Source organism: Geodermatophilus ruber (assembly GCF_900114385.1).
GTDB lineage: Bacteria > Actinomycetota > Actinomycetes > Mycobacteriales > Geodermatophilaceae > Geodermatophilus > Geodermatophilus ruber.
This window is the reverse complement of sequence record NZ_FOSW01000021.1, coordinates 43,972-63,279: the sequence shown is the minus strand read 5'-3', so window position 1 is coordinate 63,279 and position 19,308 is coordinate 43,972. Positions and strand designations below refer to the sequence as shown.

Below are 19,308 nucleotides of genomic sequence, written 5' to 3'. Positions count from 1 at the left end.
AGGCCCGCGCCCTCGCCGCGCTGTCGGGCCGGCTGCCCGAGGCGTTCACCGCCGACGTGGCGTTCAAGAAGCCGCTGTACCTGCCCTCCACGGTCACCCTGGCCACGGTGCGGGCCGAGGACGGCTGGGACCTCGCCGTCCGGAACGTGACCAGCGGCGCCGACCACCTGCTGGGGACCGTCCGCCCGCTGTAGTGCGCCGATGATCGACTGGATCGGGCGGCGCGGTCTCCGGTGAGGTGGAGTCCGTGCCTTCCGACCCCACCCTGCATCCCCGGCCGCTGCTGCGCCGTCCCTGGACCTCCCTCGAGGGGGAGTGGGAGTTCGCCGCCGACCCGGAGCTGACCGGAACCGTCGGCGGTGTGGCCTTCGACCGGCGGATCCGGGTGCCCTACGCCCCCGAGACCCCGGCCAGCGGTGTGCACTGGAAGGGGCCGCTGCGCCGCGCCTGGTACCGCCGGTCGCTCCCGGCACCCGCCGGCGGCCGCCGCGCCGTGCTGCACTTCGGCGCGGTCGACCGGATCTGCGACGTCTGGGTGGGGGGCGCCCACGTCGCCCGGCACGAGGGCGGCTACACGCCGTTCAGTGTCGACGTCACCGACGCCCTGGGCGACGGCGCCGACGTCGTCGTCCGCGCGGACGACGACCCGCTGGACCTGGCGGCTCCGCGCGGCAAGCAGGACTGGCGGGACGAGCCGCACGCGATCTGGTACCCGCGGACCACCGGGATCTGGCGCACCCCCTGGCTGGAGCAGGTGCCCGTGCGGCACATCGCCGACGTGCAGTGGCACGTGGACCCGCGCACGCTGCGGGTCGACGTCCGCGTGGAGTTCGCCGCCCCGGTCTCCGGCGCCCGGCTGCACCTGCGGCTGCGTGCCGGCGACCGGCTGCTGGCCGACGACGCCGTCCGGGTCGACGGCGCGGTCGTCGAGCGCACCGTGCAGGTGGGGGACGGCGGCCTCGACGACCGGGAACGCCTGCTCTGGGAGCCCGGTCGGGGGCGGCTTCTCGACGCCGAGCTGGCGCTGGTCACCGACGGCGGCGAGGTCCTGGACGAGGTGGCGAGCTACACCGCGCTGCGGTCGGTGGAGGTCGACGACGGGCGCCTGCTGGTCAACGGCCGCCCGGTGCCGCTGCGGCTGGTCCTCGACCAGGGGTACTGGCCCGACACCGGCGCCACCCCGCCCGATCCGGCCGCGCTGCGCCGCGACCTGGAGCTCACCCGGGCGCTGGGCTTCACCGGGGCCCGCAAGCACCAGAAGACCGAGGACCCCCGCTACCTCGCCCTCGCCGACCGGATGGGGCTGCTGGTCTGGGCGGAGATGCCCTCGGCGTACCGCCCCGGGCCGACGGCGACCGCCCGCCTGCTGCGCGAGTGGCCGGAGGTGGTCGCCGCGCACCGGGGCCACCCCAGCGTCGTCGCCTGGGTGCCCCTCAACGAGTCGTGGGGGGTGCCCGACGCCGAGCGCGACGTCCGCCAGCGGGCGCTGATCACGGCGCTGGCCGCGAGCGCCGACGCGCTGGACGGCACCCGCCCGGTCTCGGCCAACGACGGCTGGGAGGCCCGCGGCGGCAGCCTGCTCGGCATCCACGACTACGAGCAGGACCCCGCCACGCTGGCCGCGCGGTACCGGTCCCGGGAGGACCTCGAGCGCGCCGCCACCACCCGCCGGGGCGACGGGCACCTGGCCGACCTGGACCGGGCCGGGACCGCGGGACGGGCCGTCGTGCTCTCGGAGTTCGGCGGGGTGTCGCTGAACGCGCGGGCCATCGGGGGCGCCGCGGACCGCACCGAGCCGTGGGGCTACGCCGACGCCTCCTCGCCCGACGACCTGCTGGTGCGCTACCGCGCGCAGTGGGCGGCCGTGCACGCCAGCGAGGCGCTGGCCGGCGCCTGCTGGACGCAGCTCACCGACACCTACCAGGAGGTCAACGGGCTGCTCACGACGGACCGGGTGCCCAAGTGCGACCCCGGCGAACTGCGGCGGGCGACCCTCGGGCAGGGCTGACCGCGGGAGGTGTGGCCGACGTCACCCGCTCCCCGGGGGTGGTTGCGCGTTCAATGAGCCTTCGGTGATCAATCGCGCGCCTACGGTCAGCCGTGAGGGCGGTCCGGAGCGGGCGCCCCGGGAATGAGGAAGCACATGAGCACGACAGACGCAGTCGCCGAGACCTCCGGCCAGGTGGCCCTGCCCCCGGGCAAGCTCTGGATCGAGGGCGCGTGGCGGGACAGCACCGGCAGCGAGCGGCGCGACGTGGTCGACCCCGCGACCGGACGGGTGGTGACGACCGTCCCCGAGGGCACCGTCGAGGACGTCGACCTGGCCGTCGCGGCCGCGCGCCGCGCCTTCGAGAGCGGGCCGTGGGCCACGATGAGCCCCCGCGAGCGCGGCGCGGTCCTGACCAGGGCAGCGCAGCTGATCCAGGAGAACGCCGAGGAGCTGGCCCGGCTGGAGAGCCTGGACACCGGCAAGCCGCTCGCCTTCGCCCGGATGATCGACGCCGGGACGACCGCCGAGCACTTCTCCTACTTCGGCGGGCTGGCCGGCGCCATCGAGGGCGCCACCCGCGGGATCCGCGGGCCGGGCCTGGCCTACACCCGCCGGGAGCCGCTGGGCGTGGTCGGCGCGATCACGCCGTTCAACTTCCCGATGATCCTGTCGACGTCCAAGATCGCCCCCGCGCTGGCGGCCGGCAACACCGTCGTCCACAAGCCGGCGGAGGACACCCCGCTGACCGCGCTGCGGATCGCCGAGCTGCTGGCCGAGGCCGGGCTGCCGGCGGGCGTGCTCAACGTGGTGACCGGGCACGGCGCGGTCGCCGGCGACCGGCTGGTCCGCCACCCCGACGTGGACCGGATCGCGTTCACCGGCTCGACGAAGGTCGGCGCCGCCATCGCCGCGGCCGCGGCGGCCAACGTCACCCCGGTGACCATGGAGCTCGGCGGCAAGTCGGCCAACATCGTCTTCGAGGACGCGAACCTCGACGAGGCGATCCAGGCCGCGGTCTCCGGCTTCGTCTTCAACACCGGCCAGTTCTGCATGGGCGGTACCCGCCTGCTGGTGCAGCGGTCGGTGTACGACCAGGTGCTGGCCGGCGTCATCGGCGGCGCCACCCACGTGCCGGTGGGCGACCCGCTGGCCGAGGGCACCGTCGTCGGCCCGATGGCCGGGCAGCGGCACCTGGAGAACGTCGAGCGGTACGTGGCGCTGGCCGACGGCGGCCCGAACGGCAAGGTCGTCGCCGGCGGGCAGCGGATCGACCTGAACGGTGGCTTCTTCATCGCCCCGACCGTGGTCACCGACGTCGCCCCCGACTCCCGCCTGGTTCAGGAGGAGATCTTCGGGCCGGTCCTCACCGTTCAGGTCTTCGACACCGAGGAAGAGGCGATCGCACTGGCCAACGGCACGCCCTACGGGCTGGCCGCCGGGCTGCACACCACGGACCTCGGCCGTGCCCACCGGGTGGCCGCGCAGCTCGAGGCCGGCATGATCTGGGTCAACACCTACGGGGTCCTGGACGTGAGCCTGCCCTTCGGCGGCTACAAGGCATCCGGCTACGGCCGCGAGAACGGCCCCGAGGCGCTCGACGAGTACCTGCAGACCAAGTCGGTCTACGTCGCGTTCTGACGCGCGTCCCCCGGTGATCATGGAGTTGTTGCTCGCCGACACGCCGGCGCCGGCGTGTCCCGCGGTGACAACTCCATGATCGGCAGCACTCCGGCGGCCGCCGTCCCCACCCCGGGGACGGCGGCCGCTTCTGTCACGGGGAGGTGACGATCCCCGCCCCGACCTGCGAAGTTGGCGGGATGGGAGCAGGGTCGGGCGGCAAGGACCCACCGTCGAGCCCGTCCGGAGGCCCTCGTGCGCCGTATCCGTTCCCTGCCCCTGATCGCCACCGGCCCGCTGATCCTGGCCGCCTGCGGCGGCGGGGAGAGCATCGACACCGGCGGCGGGGGAGGTGGCGGGGACGTGCTCGTCGCGGCGGTCGCGGCCCAGCCCGACCAGTTCGACCCGCACGTGACCACGGCCTACCCGAGCTTCCAGGTGCTCGAGAACGTCTACGACACCCTCGTCGTCCCCAACCCCGAGGACCTCACGATGGAGCCGAGCCTGGCGACGGGCTGGGAGACCAGCGAGGACGGCCTGACCTGGACGTTCACCCTGCGGGAGGACGTCACCTTCCACGACGGCAGCGAGTTCGACTCCGCCGACGTCGTCTACTCCTACGACCGGATCATCGACGAGGAGCTCGCCAACTCCTTCCGGTTCGCCACGGTCGCCGACGTCACCGCGCCCGACCCGCAGACCGTGGTCCTCACGCTGACCCAGCCGACGCCGAACCTGCTGGAGCGGATCGGCTCGTTCAAGGGGATGGCGATCCTCCCCGAGGGGGCGGCCGAGGAGCTCGACCTCACCACCGAGGCGGTCGGCACCGGCCCGTTCACGCTGGAGAGCTCCGACGCCAGCAGCACGGTGCTCACCGCCTACGAGGATTACTGGGGCGGTGCTCCGGGCGTGGACGGGGTCGAGTTCCGTTACATCACCGAGCCGGCGGCCGCGCTCACCGCGCTGCAGAACGGCGAGGTGCAGTGGACCGACAACATCCCGCCGCAGCAGATCGAGTCGCTGACCGGCGGCGACACCGTCGAGCTGCAGACCACGCCGAGCGTCGACTACTGGTACCTGTCGATGAACTACGCCCGCCCGCCGTTCGACAACCGGGACGTGCGGCGCGCGATCTCCCTCGCCGTCGATCGCGCCGCGGTGGCCGAGGCGGCGTGGTTCGGGGCCGCCCAGCCCAACCAGACGGCGATCCCCGAGGACAGCTTCTTCCACTCCGACTACGCGCCCTTCCAGCCCGACCTCGAGCAGGCCCGGCAGCTGCTCGCGCAGGCCGGCGTCCAGACGCCGCTGACGATGGGCCTGATGGTCACCGACGAGTTCCCGGAGACGGTCACCGCCGCACAGGTGATCGCCGGTCAGCTCGAGCAGATCGGTGTCCAGGTCGAGATCGAGACGCTGGACTTCGCCAGCTGGCTGGACCGGCAGGGCCAGGGCGACTTCGACGCCTTCCTCCTCGGCTGGCTGGGCAACCTCGACCCGGCCGCCTACTACCAGGAGCAGCACCAGACCGACGGGCCGAACAACTACCAGGGTTACAGCAACCCGGAGGTCGACCGGCTGCTGCAGGCCGGGGCGACCGAGACCGACCAGGAGGCCCGCAAGCAGATCTACGACCAGGCCGCGCAGCTGATCGTCGACGACGTCTCCTACCTGTACCTCTACAACCCCGACGTGGTGCAGGCCTGGGCGCCGGGGCTGTCCGGCTACCAGATCCGGGCGGACAAGGCGATCAACTTCGAGACGGTGGAGCTGCCCTGACCGGGTACCTGCTCCGGCGCACCGGCCAGTCGCTGGTGGTGCTGGCCGGGGTGAGCGTGATCGTGTTCTCGCTGGTGCACCTGGTCCCCGGCGACCCGGTGCGCCTGGCGCTGGGCACCCGGTTCGACCAGGACACCTACGACGCGCTGCAGGCCCGCGCCGGGCTGGACCAGCCGCTGGTCCAGCAGTTCCTCGGCTGGTTCGGCCGCGCGGTGACCGGCGACCTCGGGGTGAGCTTCCGCAGCGGGGAGACGGTGACCTCGCAGATCGCCGAGCGGCTGCCCGCGACGATCACCCTGGCCTTCGCCGCGATCCTGGTCGCGCTGCTCATCGCCGTCCCGCTGGGCACGCTCTCGGCGCTTCGGCCGCGGTCGGCGGTCGACCGGGTGGCCACCGTGCTCAGCCAGTTCGGCATCTCCGTGCCGGACTTCTGGATGGCCATCGTGCTGATCCTGGTCTTCGCCGGCACGCTGGGCTGGCTGCCCTCGGGTGGGTACGTGCCGCTGACCGAGGACCCGGGGGCCTGGCTGGCCCGCCTGGTCCTGCCCGCCGTGGTGACCGGGGTGGTGTCCGGATCGGTCATCACCCGGTTCGTGCGCTCCAGCGTGCTGGAGGCGCTGGGCTCCGACCACGTCCGGACGGCGCAGGCCAAGGGGCTGCCCGGGCGGCAGGTGCTCACCTGGCACGTGCTGCGCAACGCGCTGCTCCCCCTGGTCACGGTGACCGGCGTGCAATTGGCCTACCTGCTCTCCGGCGTGGTCGTCGTGGAGATCGTCTTCTCCTGGCCGGGGCTGGGGCAGCTGGCGCTGCAGGCGGTCCAGGCCCGCGACTACCCCGTGCTGCAGGGGGCGATCCTGCTCTTCGCCCTCGTCTTCCTCGTGATCAACCTGGTGGTGGACCTGCTCTACACCGCCATCGACCCGCGGATCCGCCGATGACCGTCCCCGCTCAGAAGGCCCCCGAGGCGGGGGCGCCCGCGTCGCTGCGGCCGGCCCGGCCGCGCTGGCGGGAGACCCTCGGGCTGCTGGTCCGCAACCCCACCGCGGCGGTCGCCGGGCTGGTGCTGCTCGCGATCGTGCTGGTCGCGGTCTTCGACGAGGCCCTCGCCCCGAGCGGCCCCAACGAGATCGCGGTCGAGGACCGGCTGCGGCCGCCCAGCTGGGCGCACCCGTTCGGCACCGACGACCTCGGCCGGGACATTCTCAGCCGGGTCGTCCTGGGCGCCGCCGTGTCGCTGCGGGTGGGCTTCCTCGCGGTGGGCATCGCGCTGGTGGTCGGCAGCGTCATCGGCCTGCTCGCGGGTTTCTACGGCCGGTGGGTGGACGACGTCCTCATGCGGGTCATGGACGTGCTCTTCGCCTTCCCGGCGGTGCTGCTGGCCATCGCCGTGCTCGCCGTCCGGGGCCCGGGGCCGGGCAACACCGCGCTGGCCATCGGCATCGTCTACGTGCCGATCTTCGCCCGGGTGACCCGCGCCAGCGTGCTCGGCGTCCGGGAGGAGGTCTACGTGCGGGCCTCCCGCTCGGTCGGGGCCTCGGACTGGCGGCTGCTCACCCGGCACGTGCTGCCCAACGCCGCACCGCCGATCATCGTGCAGACCTCGATCAGCCTCGCCTTCGCCGTTCTGGCCGAGGCGGCGCTGTCCTTCCTCGGCCTGGGCACCCAGCCGCCCGATCCCTCCTGGGGGCTGATGCTGGCCGAGGGGCGCGGCTTCATCGACCTGGCCTGGTGGCTGGCCTTCTTCCCGGGGATGGCGATCTTCGTGACCGTGCTCTGCTTCAACCTGCTCGGCGACGGGCTGCGGGACGTCCTCGACCCGCGCCAGCGCACCCTGATGGCCGGGGGCGGCCGGTGACCGCGCCGGTCTTGGAGGTGGAGGACCTCCGCGTGCAGCTGCGCACCCCGCGCGGGACGGCGCACGTGGTCAACGGGCTCAGCTACAGCGTCGGGCCGGGCGAGACGGTCGCGGTGGTGGGCGAGTCCGGCAGCGGCAAGAGCGTGTCGGTGCTGGCCCTGCTCGGCCTGCTGCCGGCCCGGACGGCGACGGTGTCCGGGCGGGCGCTGCTGCACGGGGAGGACCTGCTCGCGATGCCCGCCGACCGGCTGCGGGAGGTCCGCGGTCCCGGGGTCGGCATGGTGTTCCAGGACCCGATGACCTCGCTGAACCCGATGCTCACCGTGGGCCGGCAGCTGGTCGAGGGCATCCGGGCGCACGGGGAGGTGCCCAAGACCGAGGCCCGCCGGCGGGCGGTGGAGCTGCTCGGCGAGGTGGGCCTGCCCGACCCGGGGCGGGCGGTGGACCGCTACCCGCACGAGCTCTCCGGGGGGATGCGGCAGCGGGTGATGATCGCGATCGCGCTGTCGAACTCGCCGGCGCTGCTGATCGCCGACGAGGCCACCACCGCGCTGGATGTCACCGTGCAGGCGCAGATCATCGACCTGGTCGAGAAGCTGCAGGCCGACCACGGCACCGGCGTCGTCTGGATCACCCATGATCTAGGCGTCGTCGCCGGCATCGCCGACCGGGTGCTGGTCATGTACGGCGGGCGGTGCGTGGAGGACGGCACGGTGGACGACGTCCTGGAACGCCCCGCGCACCCCTACACCCGCGGGCTGCTCGGCGCGCTGCCGGACCTGACCGCTCCGGCGGACGAGCTCGCCACCGTGCCAGGGGTACCGCCCGCGCCCACCGCCCTGCCGTCTGGCTGCGTGTTCTGGCCGCGCTGCCCGGTGCGCGCCGACCCGCGGTGCGAGACCGAGCAACCCCCGCTGGCCGTCGTCGGGGCGTCGGGCGGATCCCTACCGCACCGGGCGGCGACGTGGTGTGCGGAGGAGGTGTCTCTTGTCTGACGTGCTGGTCTCCGCGCGCGGGCTGGAGGTGCACTTCCCGGTCCGGTCCGGCGGGGCGCTGCGGCGGACCGCGGGCGTGCTGCGCGCCGTCGACGGCGTGGACCTCGACATCCACCGCGGGGAGACGCTGGGGCTGGTCGGGGAGTCCGGCTGCGGCAAGTCGACGTTGGGCAACGCGCTGCTGCGGCTGGTGGAACCCACCGGTGGGCGGGTGACCTTCGACGGCACCGATGTGACCGGGCTGGGCCGGCGGGCGCTGCGCGACCTGCGCCGGCGAGCCGGGATGGTGTTCCAGGACCCGTTCGCCTCCCTGGACCCGCGGCGGACGGTGGCCCAGACCGTGGCCGAGCCGCTGGAGGTGCACGGCCTGCGGTCCGGGCGGCGGGAGCGGGCCGCGCGGGTCGGCGAGCTGCTGGAGCTGGTCGGGCTGGACCCGGCGGTGGCCGGGCGCTACCCGCACGAGTTCTCCGGCGGCCAGCGGCAGCGGGTGGGCATCGCCCGGGCCCTGGCCGGTGAGCCGGACTTCCTGGTCTGCGACGAGGCGATCGCCTCCCTGGACGTCAGCGTGCAGGCCCAGGTGCTCAACCTGCTGCGCCGGCTGCAGCGGAAGCTCGGGCTGACCCTGCTGTTCATCTCCCACGACCTGTCCGCCGTCCGGCACATCTCCGACCGGATCGCGGTCATGTACCTGGGGCGGGTGGTCGAGGTCGGGCCGGCGTCGGCGGTCGGCGCGGAGCCGCAGATGCCCTACACGCAGGCGCTGCTGTCCGCCGTCCCGGTCCCGCACCCGGCGCTGGAGCGCTCCCGGCAGCGGATCGTGCTGCGCGGCGACGTCCCCTCGCCGGCCGACGTGCCCAGCGGCTGCCGGTTCCGGACCCGCTGCCCGCACGCCTTCGAGCCCTGCCCCGGCGTCGACCCGGCGCTGCAGCCGGTCGGCGCGGCGCCCGGTCACGTCGCCGCATGCCACCTGCACGGCGTGGTCGGCGGCCCGGTCGAGCGGGAGGGGACTGTCGCCTCGGCCAGGTGAGCGCCCCGTCGTCATCGTCGGGCCGTGATCATGGGGTTGTTGCGCGCGGACACGCGGGGGCACGGCGTGTCCCGCGGCGACACCCCCATGCTCAACGGGAGCAGGAGGCCCGGGACCGGCGTCAGATGCAGGCGCGGCAAGGCGCGGGCCGCGGGATAGCCTCGACCCGCCAGGAGGGCTCGCCTAGTGGCCGATGGCGGCGGTCTTGAAAACCGCTAAGAGGTAACCCCTCTTCGTGGGTTCGAATCCCACGCCCTCCGCGACGCACGGGGCCGCGGCCCCCGGCGGGATCCCTCGAGCAGTAGGTTGCCCATCTGCGAGGGCAGGTGGGCCATGGAGGTTCGCGTCGTGACGCCCGACGGCGTCGAGCGGCACAAGCCCGGCGACCTCCCGGACCTGGTGACCCGTGGGGACGGCGTCCTGTGGGTGGACGTCCCCGAGGCCGATCCGGACGCGGCCAGGGTGCTGGGCGAGGTGTTCGGCTTCCACCCCCGGGCCGTGCAGGACTGCCTGCAGCGCAACGCCGTGCCCAAGGTGCACCTCTACGGCGACCACGTCTTCGTCGTGCTGCACGCACCCGAGGCGGGGCGGGGCGGGCACATCCACTACGTCGAGCTCGACCAGTTCGTGGGGCCGCGGTATCTGGTCACCGTCCACGGCCCGGTCAACCCGGCGGTCGATCCCGCGGTGGCCCGGCGCGAGACCGACGCGGTCGCCGCGCGGACCGACGGAGGGCGCTTCCGGCCCGCGTCGGGCCCCGAGCTGTCCGCGGCCGTCGTCTCGGCGCTGAGCGGGCGCATGCGCGATCACCTGAGCACCCAGACGCGTGAGGTCTGGCGCTACGAACAGCAGGTGACCGGCGGCCAGCTGGGGGACCCGGAGCGCTTCCTCGACGGCATGTTCCGGGTGCGGCACGGGCTGCTGGCGGTGCGCACCATGGCCTCGCTGAGCCACGAGGTCTACGGCCGGATGCACGCCCTCGCCGTCTTCGGGCCGGAGGGGCAGCGGCTGCTGGAGAACACCGTGGACCAGTTCCAGCGGCTGGCCACCATGGCCCGCACCCAGGAGGACTACCTGCAGGGCGTCATGGACTTCTACCAGACCCGCGCCAACACGAAGATGATGATCGCGGCCGAGCGGCTGGCGGTCATCGCCGCCGTCACGCTGCCGGTCACCGCCCTCTCCTCGGTGCTGGGGATGAACGTCATCGTCAACTCCGCCACCGATCCCGCGCTGCTCACCGAGCTGCTCATCGTGATGGTGGCCATGTCGATCACCCTGCTGATCTGGGCCAAGCGCCAGGGCTGGTGGTGACCCCGCCCCGGCGCCGGAATTCGCTCGACTGCGCCCCGATGCTGGGGCCGTGCGGCTGACCTTCGAGCGGATGACCGACCGGCGTCCGGTGGAGACCCGCGTCGAGCGGGACGACGGCGTCGCGTTCCGCATGCACGCCGCCGCCCTGGCCGGGGCCGCGGACCGCTGGGCCGCGCTCGCGCCGGGGGCGACGTGGACGGTCGAGTGGCTGGTGCCCGCCGGCCGTCGGGACGCGCGCAGAGGGGCGCGCTGACCGGGTCAGGACCGGATCAGCAGCTCCCCTCCGGCCAGGGCGAACTCGCTGTGCAGCTCGCGCAGGATGCGCAGCGCGTCGTCGTCGGCGCCCCGCACCCCGCGCAGGTCGAGCACCACCCGCCGGTGCCCGCTGTCGCGCAGCCGGTCGGCGGTGCCGCGCACCAGGTCTGCGCCCAGCGAGGTGAGGTGGCCGCGGGCGCAGATCAGCCCGGCGTCGCCGACGACCACCTCGGTGCGCGCCGTGCCGGCCGGGGGCGGCGTCACGGCGGTCATGCCGCGGCGCGGTGGGCTGCGGGCTCCAGCTCGATCACGCGCCACAGCCCGGTGCGGTGCAGCAGGTCCTCGGTCCGGCGGTTGGCGCCCCGCAGCACCACCGCGCCGCCGCGGGCCCGGCAGGTGCGGTGCGCCCACAGGAAGCTGGCCACCACCGAGCTGGACAGGTGCTGGACGCGGGTGAGATCGACGACCAGCCGCCGGGCGCCGGCCAGCAGCGCGTCGTGCAGCAGCCAGCGGACGTCGGCCAGACCGTGGGCGAGCAGGTCGTCGTCCAGGTGGATCGTCACCTCGTCGGCGCGCCGCCCGGCGTCCCTGGCCGGGTGCACCCGAGGCATCGTCATCACCGTCCCCCTCCGTCAGCGGTCGCGCTCGTGCAGGCGTCCACCGCCAGCGTCCTGCGCGCACTTTGCGATCCCGCGGGGAACTGCTTTGCGATCGTGTGACGGAACGCCGACGCGCCGGTGACCGGTGGCAGCATGGGCCGGTGCCGCCGCGCCTCCTGCTCGTCGAGGACGACGACCCGATCCGGACCGCGCTGCGCTGGGCGCTGGAGGACGAGGGCTACGAGGTCGCGGAGGCGGTCAGCGGGGAGGACGCGATCGCCCAGGTGGCGCTGCACACCCCGGACCTGATGGTCGTGGACCTGATGCTCGGCCCCACCGACGGGTTCGCCGTCATCCGCGAGGTCCGCCGCGACCACGACCTGCCGATCATCGTGGTCAGCGCGCGGGCCGACACCCACGACGTGGTCGCCGCGCTGGAGGCCGGCGCCGACGACTACGTGACCAAGCCGTTCCAGGTCAAGGAGATCACCGCGCGGCTGCGGGCGCTGCGCCGGCGGGCGGGGAGCGGTTCCGGTGCCACGGGGGCACCGGAACCGCGGCCCGACGAGGTCGTCCTCGACCGGCACCCGGAGGCGCCGCTGGTGCTGCGGGAGATGGCCGGCACCGTGCACCGCGGTGCCGACCAGGTGCCGCTGACCCTGACCGAGTTCCGCCTGCTGTGCGAGCTGGCGGCCGCGCCCGGCCGTGTCTTCAGCCGCCAGGCGCTGCTCGAGCGGGTGTGGGAGCACGGGTTCTTCGGCGACGAGCGGATCGTCGACGTCCACATCCGCCGGCTGCGCACCAAGATCGAGCACGATCCCGGTGCGCCGCGGCTGGTCGTGACCGTCCGGGGGCTGGGTTACCGGCTGGACCCGCAGTGAGGGAGGCCCTCGGATCGCGGGGGCTCCGGGCGCGGATCGTGCTGGGCTTCGCCGCGGGCACGCTGCTGGTCTCGGCGGTGCTCGTCGTCACGACGTTCCTGCTCGCCCGCGGCTACCTGCTCGACCAGCGGGAGCGCTCGCTGACCCGGCAGGCCTTCGCCGACGCCAACGTGTTGAGCAGCCGGTTGTCCACCGCGGGGACCGAGGTCGGGGACGTGGTCGGCGAGCTGATCCCCTCGGGCGGGGCGGCCGTCGTCGTCCGCAGCGGCAGCTCCTGGTACTCCTCGAGCCTGGACGTCGGCGCGCGGGACGTGCCCGCCGGCCTGCAGGAGATCGTCGCCGGGGGCGCGGCCGGCAGCGTCCGCGTCGACACCCCGGGCGGCCCGGCCCTGCTGGTCGGCGTCCCGGTGGCCAGCGCGGGCGTGGAGTTCTACGAGCTCTCCCCGCTGACCGAGCTGCAGATGGTGCTGCGCACGCTGGCCGTCGTCCTCGGGGCCGGTGCGCTGGCCGCCACCGCGGCGGGGGCGGCGTTCGGCGTCTGGGCCAGCCGGCGCGCGATCTCGCCGCTGGAGCAGGTCGCCGCCGCCGCCACCAGGATCGCCGGCGGCGAGCTGACCACCCGGCTGCCGCCCACCGACGACCCCGACCTGCTGGCGATCGTGGCCGGCTTCAACAGCATGGTCGATGCGCTGGCCGCCCGGATCGACCGGGACGCCCGCTTCGTCGGCGACGTCAGCCACGAGCTGCGCAGCCCGCTGACCAGCGTCGTCACCAGCGTCGAGGTGCTCGCGGCCCGCCGGCACGAGCTGTCCCCGCGGGCCGACCAGGCGCTCACCCTGGTCGAGCGGGAGCTGGGCCGGTTCCGCCGGATGCTCGACGACCTGCTGGAGCTCGCCCGCATCGACGGCGCCCCGTCCTCGGCGCGCGCCACGGCGGTGTCGATGGCCGTGCTGGTCCGGGAGGTGCTGAGCGCGGGCGGGCGGGACGCCGGTCTGCTGGACGCCGACGGCGAGGCGGAGACGACGGTGCTGGGAGACAAGACGAGCCTCGAGCGGGCGGTGCGCAACCTGCTCGACAACGCCGACCGGCACGCCGGCGGGCCGTCGGCCGTGCAGGTGCGGCGGCGCGACGGAACGGTGGTGCTCAGCGTGGACGACGCCGGCCCGGGTGTCCCCGTCGAGGACCGGGAACGGGTGTTCGAGCGGTTCGCCCGGGGGCCGCGGGCGGCCCGCCGGTCACTGCCCGGCGCCGGCCTGGGGCTGGCCATCGTGGCCGAGACCGCCGCCCGGCAGCAGGGGGCCGCCTGGTGCAGCGAGGCGCCCGGGGGCGGCGCCCGGTTCAGCCTCTCGCTGCCGGCGGCCCGGGCCATCGACGAGCTGCCGTCGGTCGACGCGCTCCCGGGGGCCGGGCGATGACCCGCGGGATCCGCGCACTGGTCGCGCTCGCCCTGCTGTGCGCGCTCGCCGCGTGCGGGGTGCCCACCGGCGGTCAGGCGCAGACCATCCCGGCGTCGGACGTCCCCTACGGGCTCACCACGCCCAGCCCCGAGCCGGCGACGGCCACCGCCCCGAGCCCGATGCTCACCTCCACGCTGGTCTACCTGGTCGCGGGCGACGACGGTCTGGTCGGGCGCGGGCGGGACGTGACCGGGGCGTCGTCGCGCGACCGGCTCGACGCGCTGCTCGACGAGCTCGCGGAGGGGCCCACGGCGCGGGAGCGCGACGAGCAGCTGTCGACCGCGCTGCCACCCGAGGTGGAGCTCACGGTGACCGGGGTGTCCGACGGCACGGCGACCATCGACCTCAGCGGCGCGGAGCAGGCGCCGTCGGGCGGGGCCGGCCGGCGGGCGGTCGCGCAGCTCGTGCTCACCGCGACGAGCGTTCCCGGGGTGGATGCGGTCGTGCTGACCCTCGACGGCCAGCGGGTGGACGCACCGCTGCCCTCGGGGGAGCTCACGCCGGTCCCGCTCACCGCCGCCGACTACCAGAGCTTCCTGTCCCCGGCCCCGACGGCGAGCGCGCTCCCCGCCCCGCCGACCTGACCGCCGGCGGGGTCGCGGTCAGCCCCTCCTGGCGGCCAGCCGGCGGGCCGCGGCGGCCAGCGTGCGCGCGGTCAGGGCGCCGTCGGCCAGGCCGAGGGCGACGACGTCGTCGAAGACCCGCTGGTCGGCGTCGGCCGCGCGGAACGCCGCGTCCATGAGGGCCGGCCAGCGGGAGAGCCGCGCCGCGATGCCCGAGGACGGCAGATGCCGGGCCAGCCGCCGGCGCATCGCCGCCCGGTACCGCGCGCCCGCACCGGCGCCGGCGGCGGCCGCCTGCCCGGCCAGGGCGCCGGACAGGACCGCGTAGTAGATCCCCTCCCCGGTGAGCGGGTTGACCAGCGAGGCCGCGTCGCCGGCCAGCAGCACCCGACCGTCGGGCAGCCGCGGCCGGCCGGTGGACAGCGGCAGCCGGTGCGCGCGCAGCGGCCCCGGTGCGACGCCGGGCAGCAGCCGGTACAGCCCCGCCACCAGCGCCGCCCGGGTGGCCCCGCCCGAGACCAGCTCGCCGTAGCCGACGTTCGCCCGGCCGTCGCCGAGCGGGAAGGACCACGCGTAGGCCGGCCACCGCTGCTCCGTCGTCACCAGGAGCTGTGTGCCGGCCCGGCCGGGCAGCTCGGGGGCGTAGCCGCGGATCGCCACGGCCAGCCGGTCGGCCCGGTTGCTCCCCAGCCGCAGGGCCCGCCGGACCACCGACTCCGCGCCGTCGGCCCCGACCAGCACCCCCGCCCGGATCCCGTCGACCACCACGCCGTCCGGGCCGGCGTGCACGCCGCGGACGGTGTGCCGGCGGAACTGCGCGCCACCGGCCCGGGCCGCCGCGAGCAACCGCTCGTCCAGCACCCGGCGCGGCACGACGAACGAGGGCCGGGCGGTCGCCCGGTCGACGGTCGCGCCGCCGGGGGAGCGCAGCGCGAGGCGGGGGACCGGCGGGTACCCGGCGACCACGGCGGCCGGGTCGACGCCCAGGCCCGCGAGGACGTCGAGCGTCTCGGCGGCGATCCCGTCGCCGCACACCTTGTCGCGGGGGAAATCGGCGCGGTCGAGCACGAGCACCGACGCGCCGGTGCGCCGCGCGGCCAGCGCCGTGGCCGTCCCGGCGGGGCCGCCGCCGACCACGAGGACGTCCCAGCGCTCCACCGCGCCGACGCTAGGGGCCGCCCGGGCTTTCCGCGCGGAAACTCCGCTCTCCGGGCGGGGTCACGGCGGGGTGGGCGTCCACTTGCGGGCCGGGTGCTCGTAGCCGGCGACGAAGTCGAGCAGCCCGGCCGCGTCGGTGACCACGCCCAGCGCGTCGAGCCGGCGCCGGTCGAGGTAGCCGTCGCCGACCATGCGGTGCAGCTGCTCCAGCAGCGGCTGCCAGAACCCCTCGACGTCGACCAGCACCGTCGGCTTGGTGTGCAGGCCGAGCATCCCCCAGGTCCAGGCCTCGAACAGCTCCTCGAGGGTGCCGGCCGCGCCGGGCAGGGCGACGAAGGCGTCGGCGAGCTCGGCCATCCGGGACTTGCGCTCGTGCATCGACCCGACGATCTCCAGCTTGGGCAGGCCGGGGTGCGCCAGCTCGTCGTCCACCAGGTGCTGGGGGATCACGCCGACGACCTCACCCCCGGCGGCCAGGGCGGCGTCGGCCACCACGCCCATCAGGCCGACGTGGCCGCCGCCGTAGACGATGCCCACCCCGGCGCGGGCCAGGCCCGCGGCGAGGTCGGCGGCGGCGGAACGGTGGGACGGCGGTCCGCTCTGGGACCCGGTGAAGATCGCGACGCGCACGTTCTGAGCCTGACACGCGCCGACGGGCGGGCCGCGCGCGGTTCACTGGAGGCGTGTTCTCCTCCACCGACGGCTGGGTGCACTGCTCGCTCGGCCACCGGCACTGGGGTGTGGTCGGCGCCGCCGGACTGCTGGTGCACCGGGACGGCGGCGACGGTCCCGAGCTGCTGCTGCAGCACCGGGCCGGCTGGTCGCACCACGGCGGCACCTGGGGCACGCCGGGCGGGGCGCTGCACGCCGGTGAGACGCCCGAGCACGGCGCGCTGCGCGAGGTCCGCGAGGAGCTGGGCCTGCTCGCCGACGACCTGGTGCTCGGGGCGAGCTCGGTGGACGACCACGGCGGCTGGTCGTACACGACGGTCCTGGCGCGGCCGCTGCGCAGCATCGAGCCCGGTGACCTGCGGCTGGACGGCGAGAGCGACGGCGTCGCGTGGATCCCGCTGGGCGAGCTGGCGTCGGTGCCGCTGCACCCCGGGTTCGAGGCCTCGCTGGGCCGCCTGCACGCGCTGCTCTTCTGACGGTCGTCGCGCGAACCGCCCCGGGGTCAGCGCCGGGAGACGGTGACGGTCAGGGCGCGGTGGTCGCCCACCGGCAGCTCGGTGGCCGCGGCGTGGCGGGCGGCCAGGCCGTCGCCCACCGCCAGGACGTGGTCCAGCTGCACCCGCGGGTCGGGGGCGGGAAAGCTCGCGGCACGCACCAGCGGGGTCGCGCCCAGCACCCGCGCCGGCACCCGGCCCGGCAGGTTGAGGTCACCGGCGAGCACCACCGGGCCCGGGAGGCCGGCCGCCCAGCGGCCCAGCCGCAGCAGCTGGCGCACCGCGGTGTGCGGCGCGAACGACAGGTGCGTGGCGATCACGGTGAGGTCCTCGAGCCGGGCGGCGACCGCGACCCGCGGCTCGTCGGGAAACCAGGACCAGCGGGGCCGGCCGGTGCGCGGGTCGTGCCCCTTGACCGGCAGCCGGGCGCGCCCGGTGCCGAGGCCGAGCACCGACCACTCGACCACCGGCAGCCGGCTGATCAGCGCGATCCCGTAGACCGGCCCCTCGGCGGGGCGCCGCGCGGCGCGCAGCGCCGGCTCGACCGGCTGCCAGCTGCCGAACCGGTCCGGGGTGCCGGCGACGGTCGCCGCCCCCCGCCAGTGGCCCGCGCCCAGCCCGTCGGCCAGGACGGCGGCCTGGTCGGTGCCGTGCGACCGCGGCTGCCCGCAGTCGACCTCCTGGACGGCGAGGACGTCGACGTCCAGGCCGGCGAACACCGCCCGCAGCTGCGCTGCGGTCAGCACGGTGCCGGTGCGGTCGCGCCCCGAGGCGATGTTGACGGTCCCGATGCGCAGTCCGGGGACATCGGGCACTTCCCCGACGCTACCGGCGCGTTCCCGCGACGGCCCGATCCCGATCTCGGCATGCCGTTCGGTGCCGGGGCACTTACCGTGAGTGCGCCCCGACGTCGCCCGCACCCGAGGAGCCGGTCCTGTCCGCCCCACGCCACCGCGCCGCCGACACCGGCCGCCCCGCGGCGGGCCGGCTGCGCGACGCGGCGCACGCCCGCGGACCGCTCGCCCTGCTGTTCCTCGCCGGTGTCCTCGCCGCCGCGTCGCTGGTGATGCTGGCGCTGGGCCCGGCGCAGCAGGCGACCGTGAGTGAGGGACCGGTCCGCACGGAGCGGCCCGTGGACGATCGGGACGAGGGCCTCAGCACCGCGGGCCGCCGCACACCGACCCCGCCCGCCACCGACGCGCCGGCCGAGCCCGCGCCGGGGACGCCGGTGGGCGACCCGGCCGGGCACCCGGAGCCGGGGAGCGGTGGGGAGGGCCCCGCGCCCTCCGGCGGGGGAGCGGCCCCGGCCGCGGGCGAGCCGGCCTCCGCGCAGCGCGGCACTCCTCCGGGCCCCGGCGCGGCGACGGGCGGCACGGCCGCGGGCAGCCGAGCCCCCGGAGCCCCGACCGGCGGCGGCTCGACCGGCGGTGGCTCTACGGGCGGCGGCTCCACGGGTGGTGGTTCCACCGGCGGGTCCGCCCCGGCTGCGCCGTCGCCGGGCGGCCGCTCCGAGGGCGGCGGCGGCTCCGGCGAGGCCGGCTCCGGCGGGTCGGACGGTGGCCCCGGGGGCGGTAGCGGTTCCGGCGGCGACTGCGGCTGCGAGGGCGGCGTCGTCGGCGGCGTCACCGACGGGGTCGGTGAGGTCGTCGGCGGGCTCGGCGGCGCGGTGGGCGGCCTCGGTGGCGCCGTCGGTGGAGTCGTGGGTGGGCTCGCCCCCTGACAGCCCGTTCCCGGGGCGCACTAGGTTCGGGTCCATGAGCGCCCGCGACGACGTCTCCGAGATCTTCGACAGCGCGGCGTGGCGGCCGGTGGAGGGGTTCGACTTCGCCGACCTCACCTACCACCGCGCCGTGGACGCCGGCGTCGTCCGCATCGCCTTCGACCGGCCCGAGGTGCGCAACGCCTTCCGCCCGCAGACCGTCGACGAGCTGATCACCGCACTCGAGCACGCCCGGCTGACCACCGATGTCGGCTGCGTGATCCTCACCGGCAACGGCCCGAGCCCGAAGGACGGCGGCTGGGCGTTCTGCTCCGGTGGCGACCAGCGGGTCCGGGGGAAGTACGGCTACCAGCACTCGGCCGACAGCAGCGGCCGGTTGCACATCCTGGAGGCGCAGCGGCTGATCCGCTTCATGCCGAAGGTCGTCCTGTGCGTCGTCCCGGGCTGGGCCGCGGGCGGCGGGCACAGCCTGCACGTGGTCTCCGACCTGACCCTCGCCTCGGCCGAGCACGCACGGTTCAAGCAGACCGACGCCGACGTCGGGAGCTTCGACGGCGGCTTCGGCTCGGCCTACCTGGCCCGCCAGGTGGGGCAGAAGTTCGCCCGCGAGATCTTCTTCCTCGGCGACGAGTACACCGCCGAGGACGCCCACCGCATGGGCATGGTGAACCGGGTGGTCCCGCACGCGGAGCTGGAGGCGACCGCGCTGGACTGGGGACGGCGGATCGTCGCCAAGAGCCCGACCGCCCAGCGGATGCTGAAGTACTCGTTCAACCTCATCGACGACGGGCTGGTCGGCCAGCAGCTGTTCGCCGGCGAGACGACCCGGCTGGCCTACATGGCGGAGGAGGCCGTCGAGGGGCGCGACTCGTTCCTGGAGAAGCGGCCGGCCGACTTCTCCCAGTTCCCCTGGCACGTATGAACGGGCCCTCCTG

Annotated in this window: 20 protein-coding genes, 1 tRNA gene and 1 pseudogene; 17 read left to right on the top strand and 5 right to left on the bottom strand. The window is 75.4% G+C overall.

Translation table 11 applies throughout. The features are described 5' to 3' along the window. The 11 genes and pseudogenes from BMZ50_RS22850 to BMZ50_RS22800 all read left to right on the top strand — a co-directional run. Window positions 1-194 (top strand): annotated as a pseudogene (locus BMZ50_RS22850) (hypothetical protein); the annotation flags it as partial. A gap of 53 nt (window positions 195-247) precedes the next feature. Then, entirely contained in the window at window positions 248-2,008 is a 1,761-nt protein-coding gene (locus BMZ50_RS22845) for a glycoside hydrolase family 2 protein (protein WP_091329854.1), read from the top strand. Between the two features lie 135 nt (window positions 2,009-2,143). Continuing rightward, entirely contained in the window at window positions 2,144-3,628 is a 1,485-nt protein-coding gene (locus tag BMZ50_RS22840) for an aldehyde dehydrogenase family protein (protein WP_091329852.1), read from the top strand. A gap of 234 nt (window positions 3,629-3,862) precedes the next feature. Beyond that, window positions 3,863-5,383, top strand: a complete 1,521-nt coding sequence (locus BMZ50_RS22835) for an ABC transporter substrate-binding protein (protein WP_091329850.1) — start codon at window positions 3,863-3,865, stop codon at window positions 5,381-5,383. Continuing rightward, window positions 5,380-6,321, top strand: a complete 942-nt coding sequence (locus tag BMZ50_RS22830) for an ABC transporter permease (protein WP_091329868.1) — start codon at window positions 5,380-5,382, stop codon at window positions 6,319-6,321. The genes BMZ50_RS22835 and BMZ50_RS22830 overlap by 4 nt, the downstream gene beginning before the upstream one ends. Continuing rightward, window positions 6,318-7,238, top strand: a complete 921-nt coding sequence (locus BMZ50_RS22825) for an ABC transporter permease (protein WP_091329847.1) — start codon at window positions 6,318-6,320, stop codon at window positions 7,236-7,238. The genes BMZ50_RS22830 and BMZ50_RS22825 overlap by 4 nt, the downstream gene beginning before the upstream one ends. Further along, complete coding sequence (locus BMZ50_RS22820; RefSeq protein ID WP_091329845.1) at window positions 7,235-8,233, top strand: ABC transporter ATP-binding protein; 999 nt, start codon at window positions 7,235-7,237, stop codon at window positions 8,231-8,233. Before BMZ50_RS22825 ends, BMZ50_RS22820 begins: the two co-directional genes overlap by 4 nt. A gap of 1 nt (window position 8,234) precedes the next feature. Further along, a complete protein-coding gene (locus BMZ50_RS22815) occupies window positions 8,235-9,260 on the top strand; it encodes an ABC transporter ATP-binding protein (RefSeq protein WP_245753818.1) in 1,026 nt (341 codons plus the stop codon). Window positions 9,261-9,432: 172 nt separating this feature from the next. Then, window positions 9,433-9,520, top strand: a tRNA-Ser gene (locus BMZ50_RS22810). A gap of 73 nt (window positions 9,521-9,593) precedes the next feature. Then, window positions 9,594-10,574 (top strand): magnesium transporter CorA family protein, encoded by a 981-nt coding sequence (locus tag BMZ50_RS22805; RefSeq protein WP_091329841.1) that lies wholly within the window; start codon window positions 9,594-9,596, stop codon window positions 10,572-10,574. A gap of 49 nt (window positions 10,575-10,623) precedes the next feature. After that, window positions 10,624-10,827 (top strand): hypothetical protein, encoded by a 204-nt coding sequence (locus BMZ50_RS22800; protein ID WP_091329839.1) that lies wholly within the window; start codon window positions 10,624-10,626, stop codon window positions 10,825-10,827. A 5-nt stretch (window positions 10,828-10,832) separates the two neighbouring features. Here the strand turns inward: BMZ50_RS22800 and BMZ50_RS22795 are convergent, their stop codons facing one another. Both BMZ50_RS22795 and BMZ50_RS22790 read right to left on the bottom strand, forming a co-directional pair. Further along, the gene (locus tag BMZ50_RS22795) at window positions 10,833-11,102 is read right to left on the bottom strand and encodes an STAS domain-containing protein (RefSeq protein WP_091329837.1); all 270 of its coding nucleotides are present in this window, start codon (window positions 11,100-11,102) and stop codon (window positions 10,833-10,835) included. Beyond that, window positions 11,099-11,446, bottom strand: coding sequence for an STAS domain-containing protein (locus BMZ50_RS22790; protein ID WP_245753816.1), 348 nt, complete (start codon window positions 11,444-11,446; stop codon window positions 11,099-11,101). Before BMZ50_RS22790 ends, BMZ50_RS22795 begins: the two co-directional genes overlap by 4 nt. 143 nt (window positions 11,447-11,589) lie before the next feature. Here BMZ50_RS22790 and BMZ50_RS22785 point away from each other — a divergent pair, with 143 nt between their 5' ends. The 3 genes from BMZ50_RS22785 to BMZ50_RS22775 are packed head-to-tail and all read left to right on the top strand — an operon-like array spanning window position 11,590 to window position 14,350. Further along, window positions 11,590-12,309 carry a response regulator transcription factor gene (locus tag BMZ50_RS22785; RefSeq protein ID WP_091329835.1) on the top strand — a complete coding sequence of 240 codons (720 nt, stop codon included), beginning with the start codon at window positions 11,590-11,592 and terminating at the stop codon, window positions 12,307-12,309. After that, on the top strand, window positions 12,306-13,724 hold the full coding sequence (locus BMZ50_RS22780; protein WP_091329833.1) for a sensor histidine kinase: 1,419 nt from the start codon (window positions 12,306-12,308) through the stop codon (window positions 13,722-13,724). Before BMZ50_RS22785 ends, BMZ50_RS22780 begins: the two co-directional genes overlap by 4 nt. After that, window positions 13,721-14,350: a GerMN domain-containing protein gene (locus BMZ50_RS22775; RefSeq protein ID WP_091329831.1), complete on the top strand. Its 630-nt coding sequence runs from the start codon at window positions 13,721-13,723 to the stop codon at window positions 14,348-14,350. The genes BMZ50_RS22780 and BMZ50_RS22775 overlap by 4 nt, the downstream gene beginning before the upstream one ends. 18 nt (window positions 14,351-14,368) lie before the next feature. Here BMZ50_RS22775 and BMZ50_RS22770 read toward each other — a convergent pair whose 3' ends face one another. Next, window positions 14,369-15,487: an NAD(P)/FAD-dependent oxidoreductase gene (locus tag BMZ50_RS22770; protein ID WP_091329830.1), complete on the bottom strand. Its 1,119-nt coding sequence runs from the start codon at window positions 15,485-15,487 to the stop codon at window positions 14,369-14,371. 60 nt (window positions 15,488-15,547) lie between these two features. Then, window positions 15,548-16,117: an LOG family protein gene (locus BMZ50_RS22765; RefSeq protein WP_091329828.1), complete on the bottom strand. Its 570-nt coding sequence runs from the start codon at window positions 16,115-16,117 to the stop codon at window positions 15,548-15,550. Between the two features lie 53 nt (window positions 16,118-16,170). Here BMZ50_RS22765 and BMZ50_RS22760 point away from each other — a divergent pair, with 53 nt between their 5' ends. Further along, window positions 16,171-16,635, top strand: a complete 465-nt coding sequence (locus tag BMZ50_RS22760) for an NUDIX domain-containing protein (protein ID WP_091329826.1) — start codon at window positions 16,171-16,173, stop codon at window positions 16,633-16,635. 26 nt (window positions 16,636-16,661) lie between these two features. Here the strand turns inward: BMZ50_RS22760 and BMZ50_RS22755 are convergent, their stop codons facing one another. After that, window positions 16,662-17,468, bottom strand: a complete 807-nt coding sequence (locus tag BMZ50_RS22755) for an endonuclease/exonuclease/phosphatase family protein (RefSeq protein WP_245753815.1) — start codon at window positions 17,466-17,468, stop codon at window positions 16,662-16,664. Window positions 17,469-17,785: 317 nt separating this feature from the next. Here BMZ50_RS22755 and BMZ50_RS22750 point away from each other — a divergent pair, with 317 nt between their 5' ends. Beyond that, window positions 17,786-18,373 (top strand): hypothetical protein, encoded by a 588-nt coding sequence (locus BMZ50_RS22750; RefSeq protein WP_143087262.1) that lies wholly within the window; start codon window positions 17,786-17,788, stop codon window positions 18,371-18,373. A 34-nt stretch (window positions 18,374-18,407) separates the two neighbouring features. After that, window positions 18,408-19,295 carry a 1,4-dihydroxy-2-naphthoyl-CoA synthase gene (locus BMZ50_RS22745; RefSeq protein ID WP_091329822.1) on the top strand — a complete coding sequence of 296 codons (888 nt, stop codon included), beginning with the start codon at window positions 18,408-18,410 and terminating at the stop codon, window positions 19,293-19,295. Window positions 19,296-19,308 lie beyond the last annotated feature (13 nt).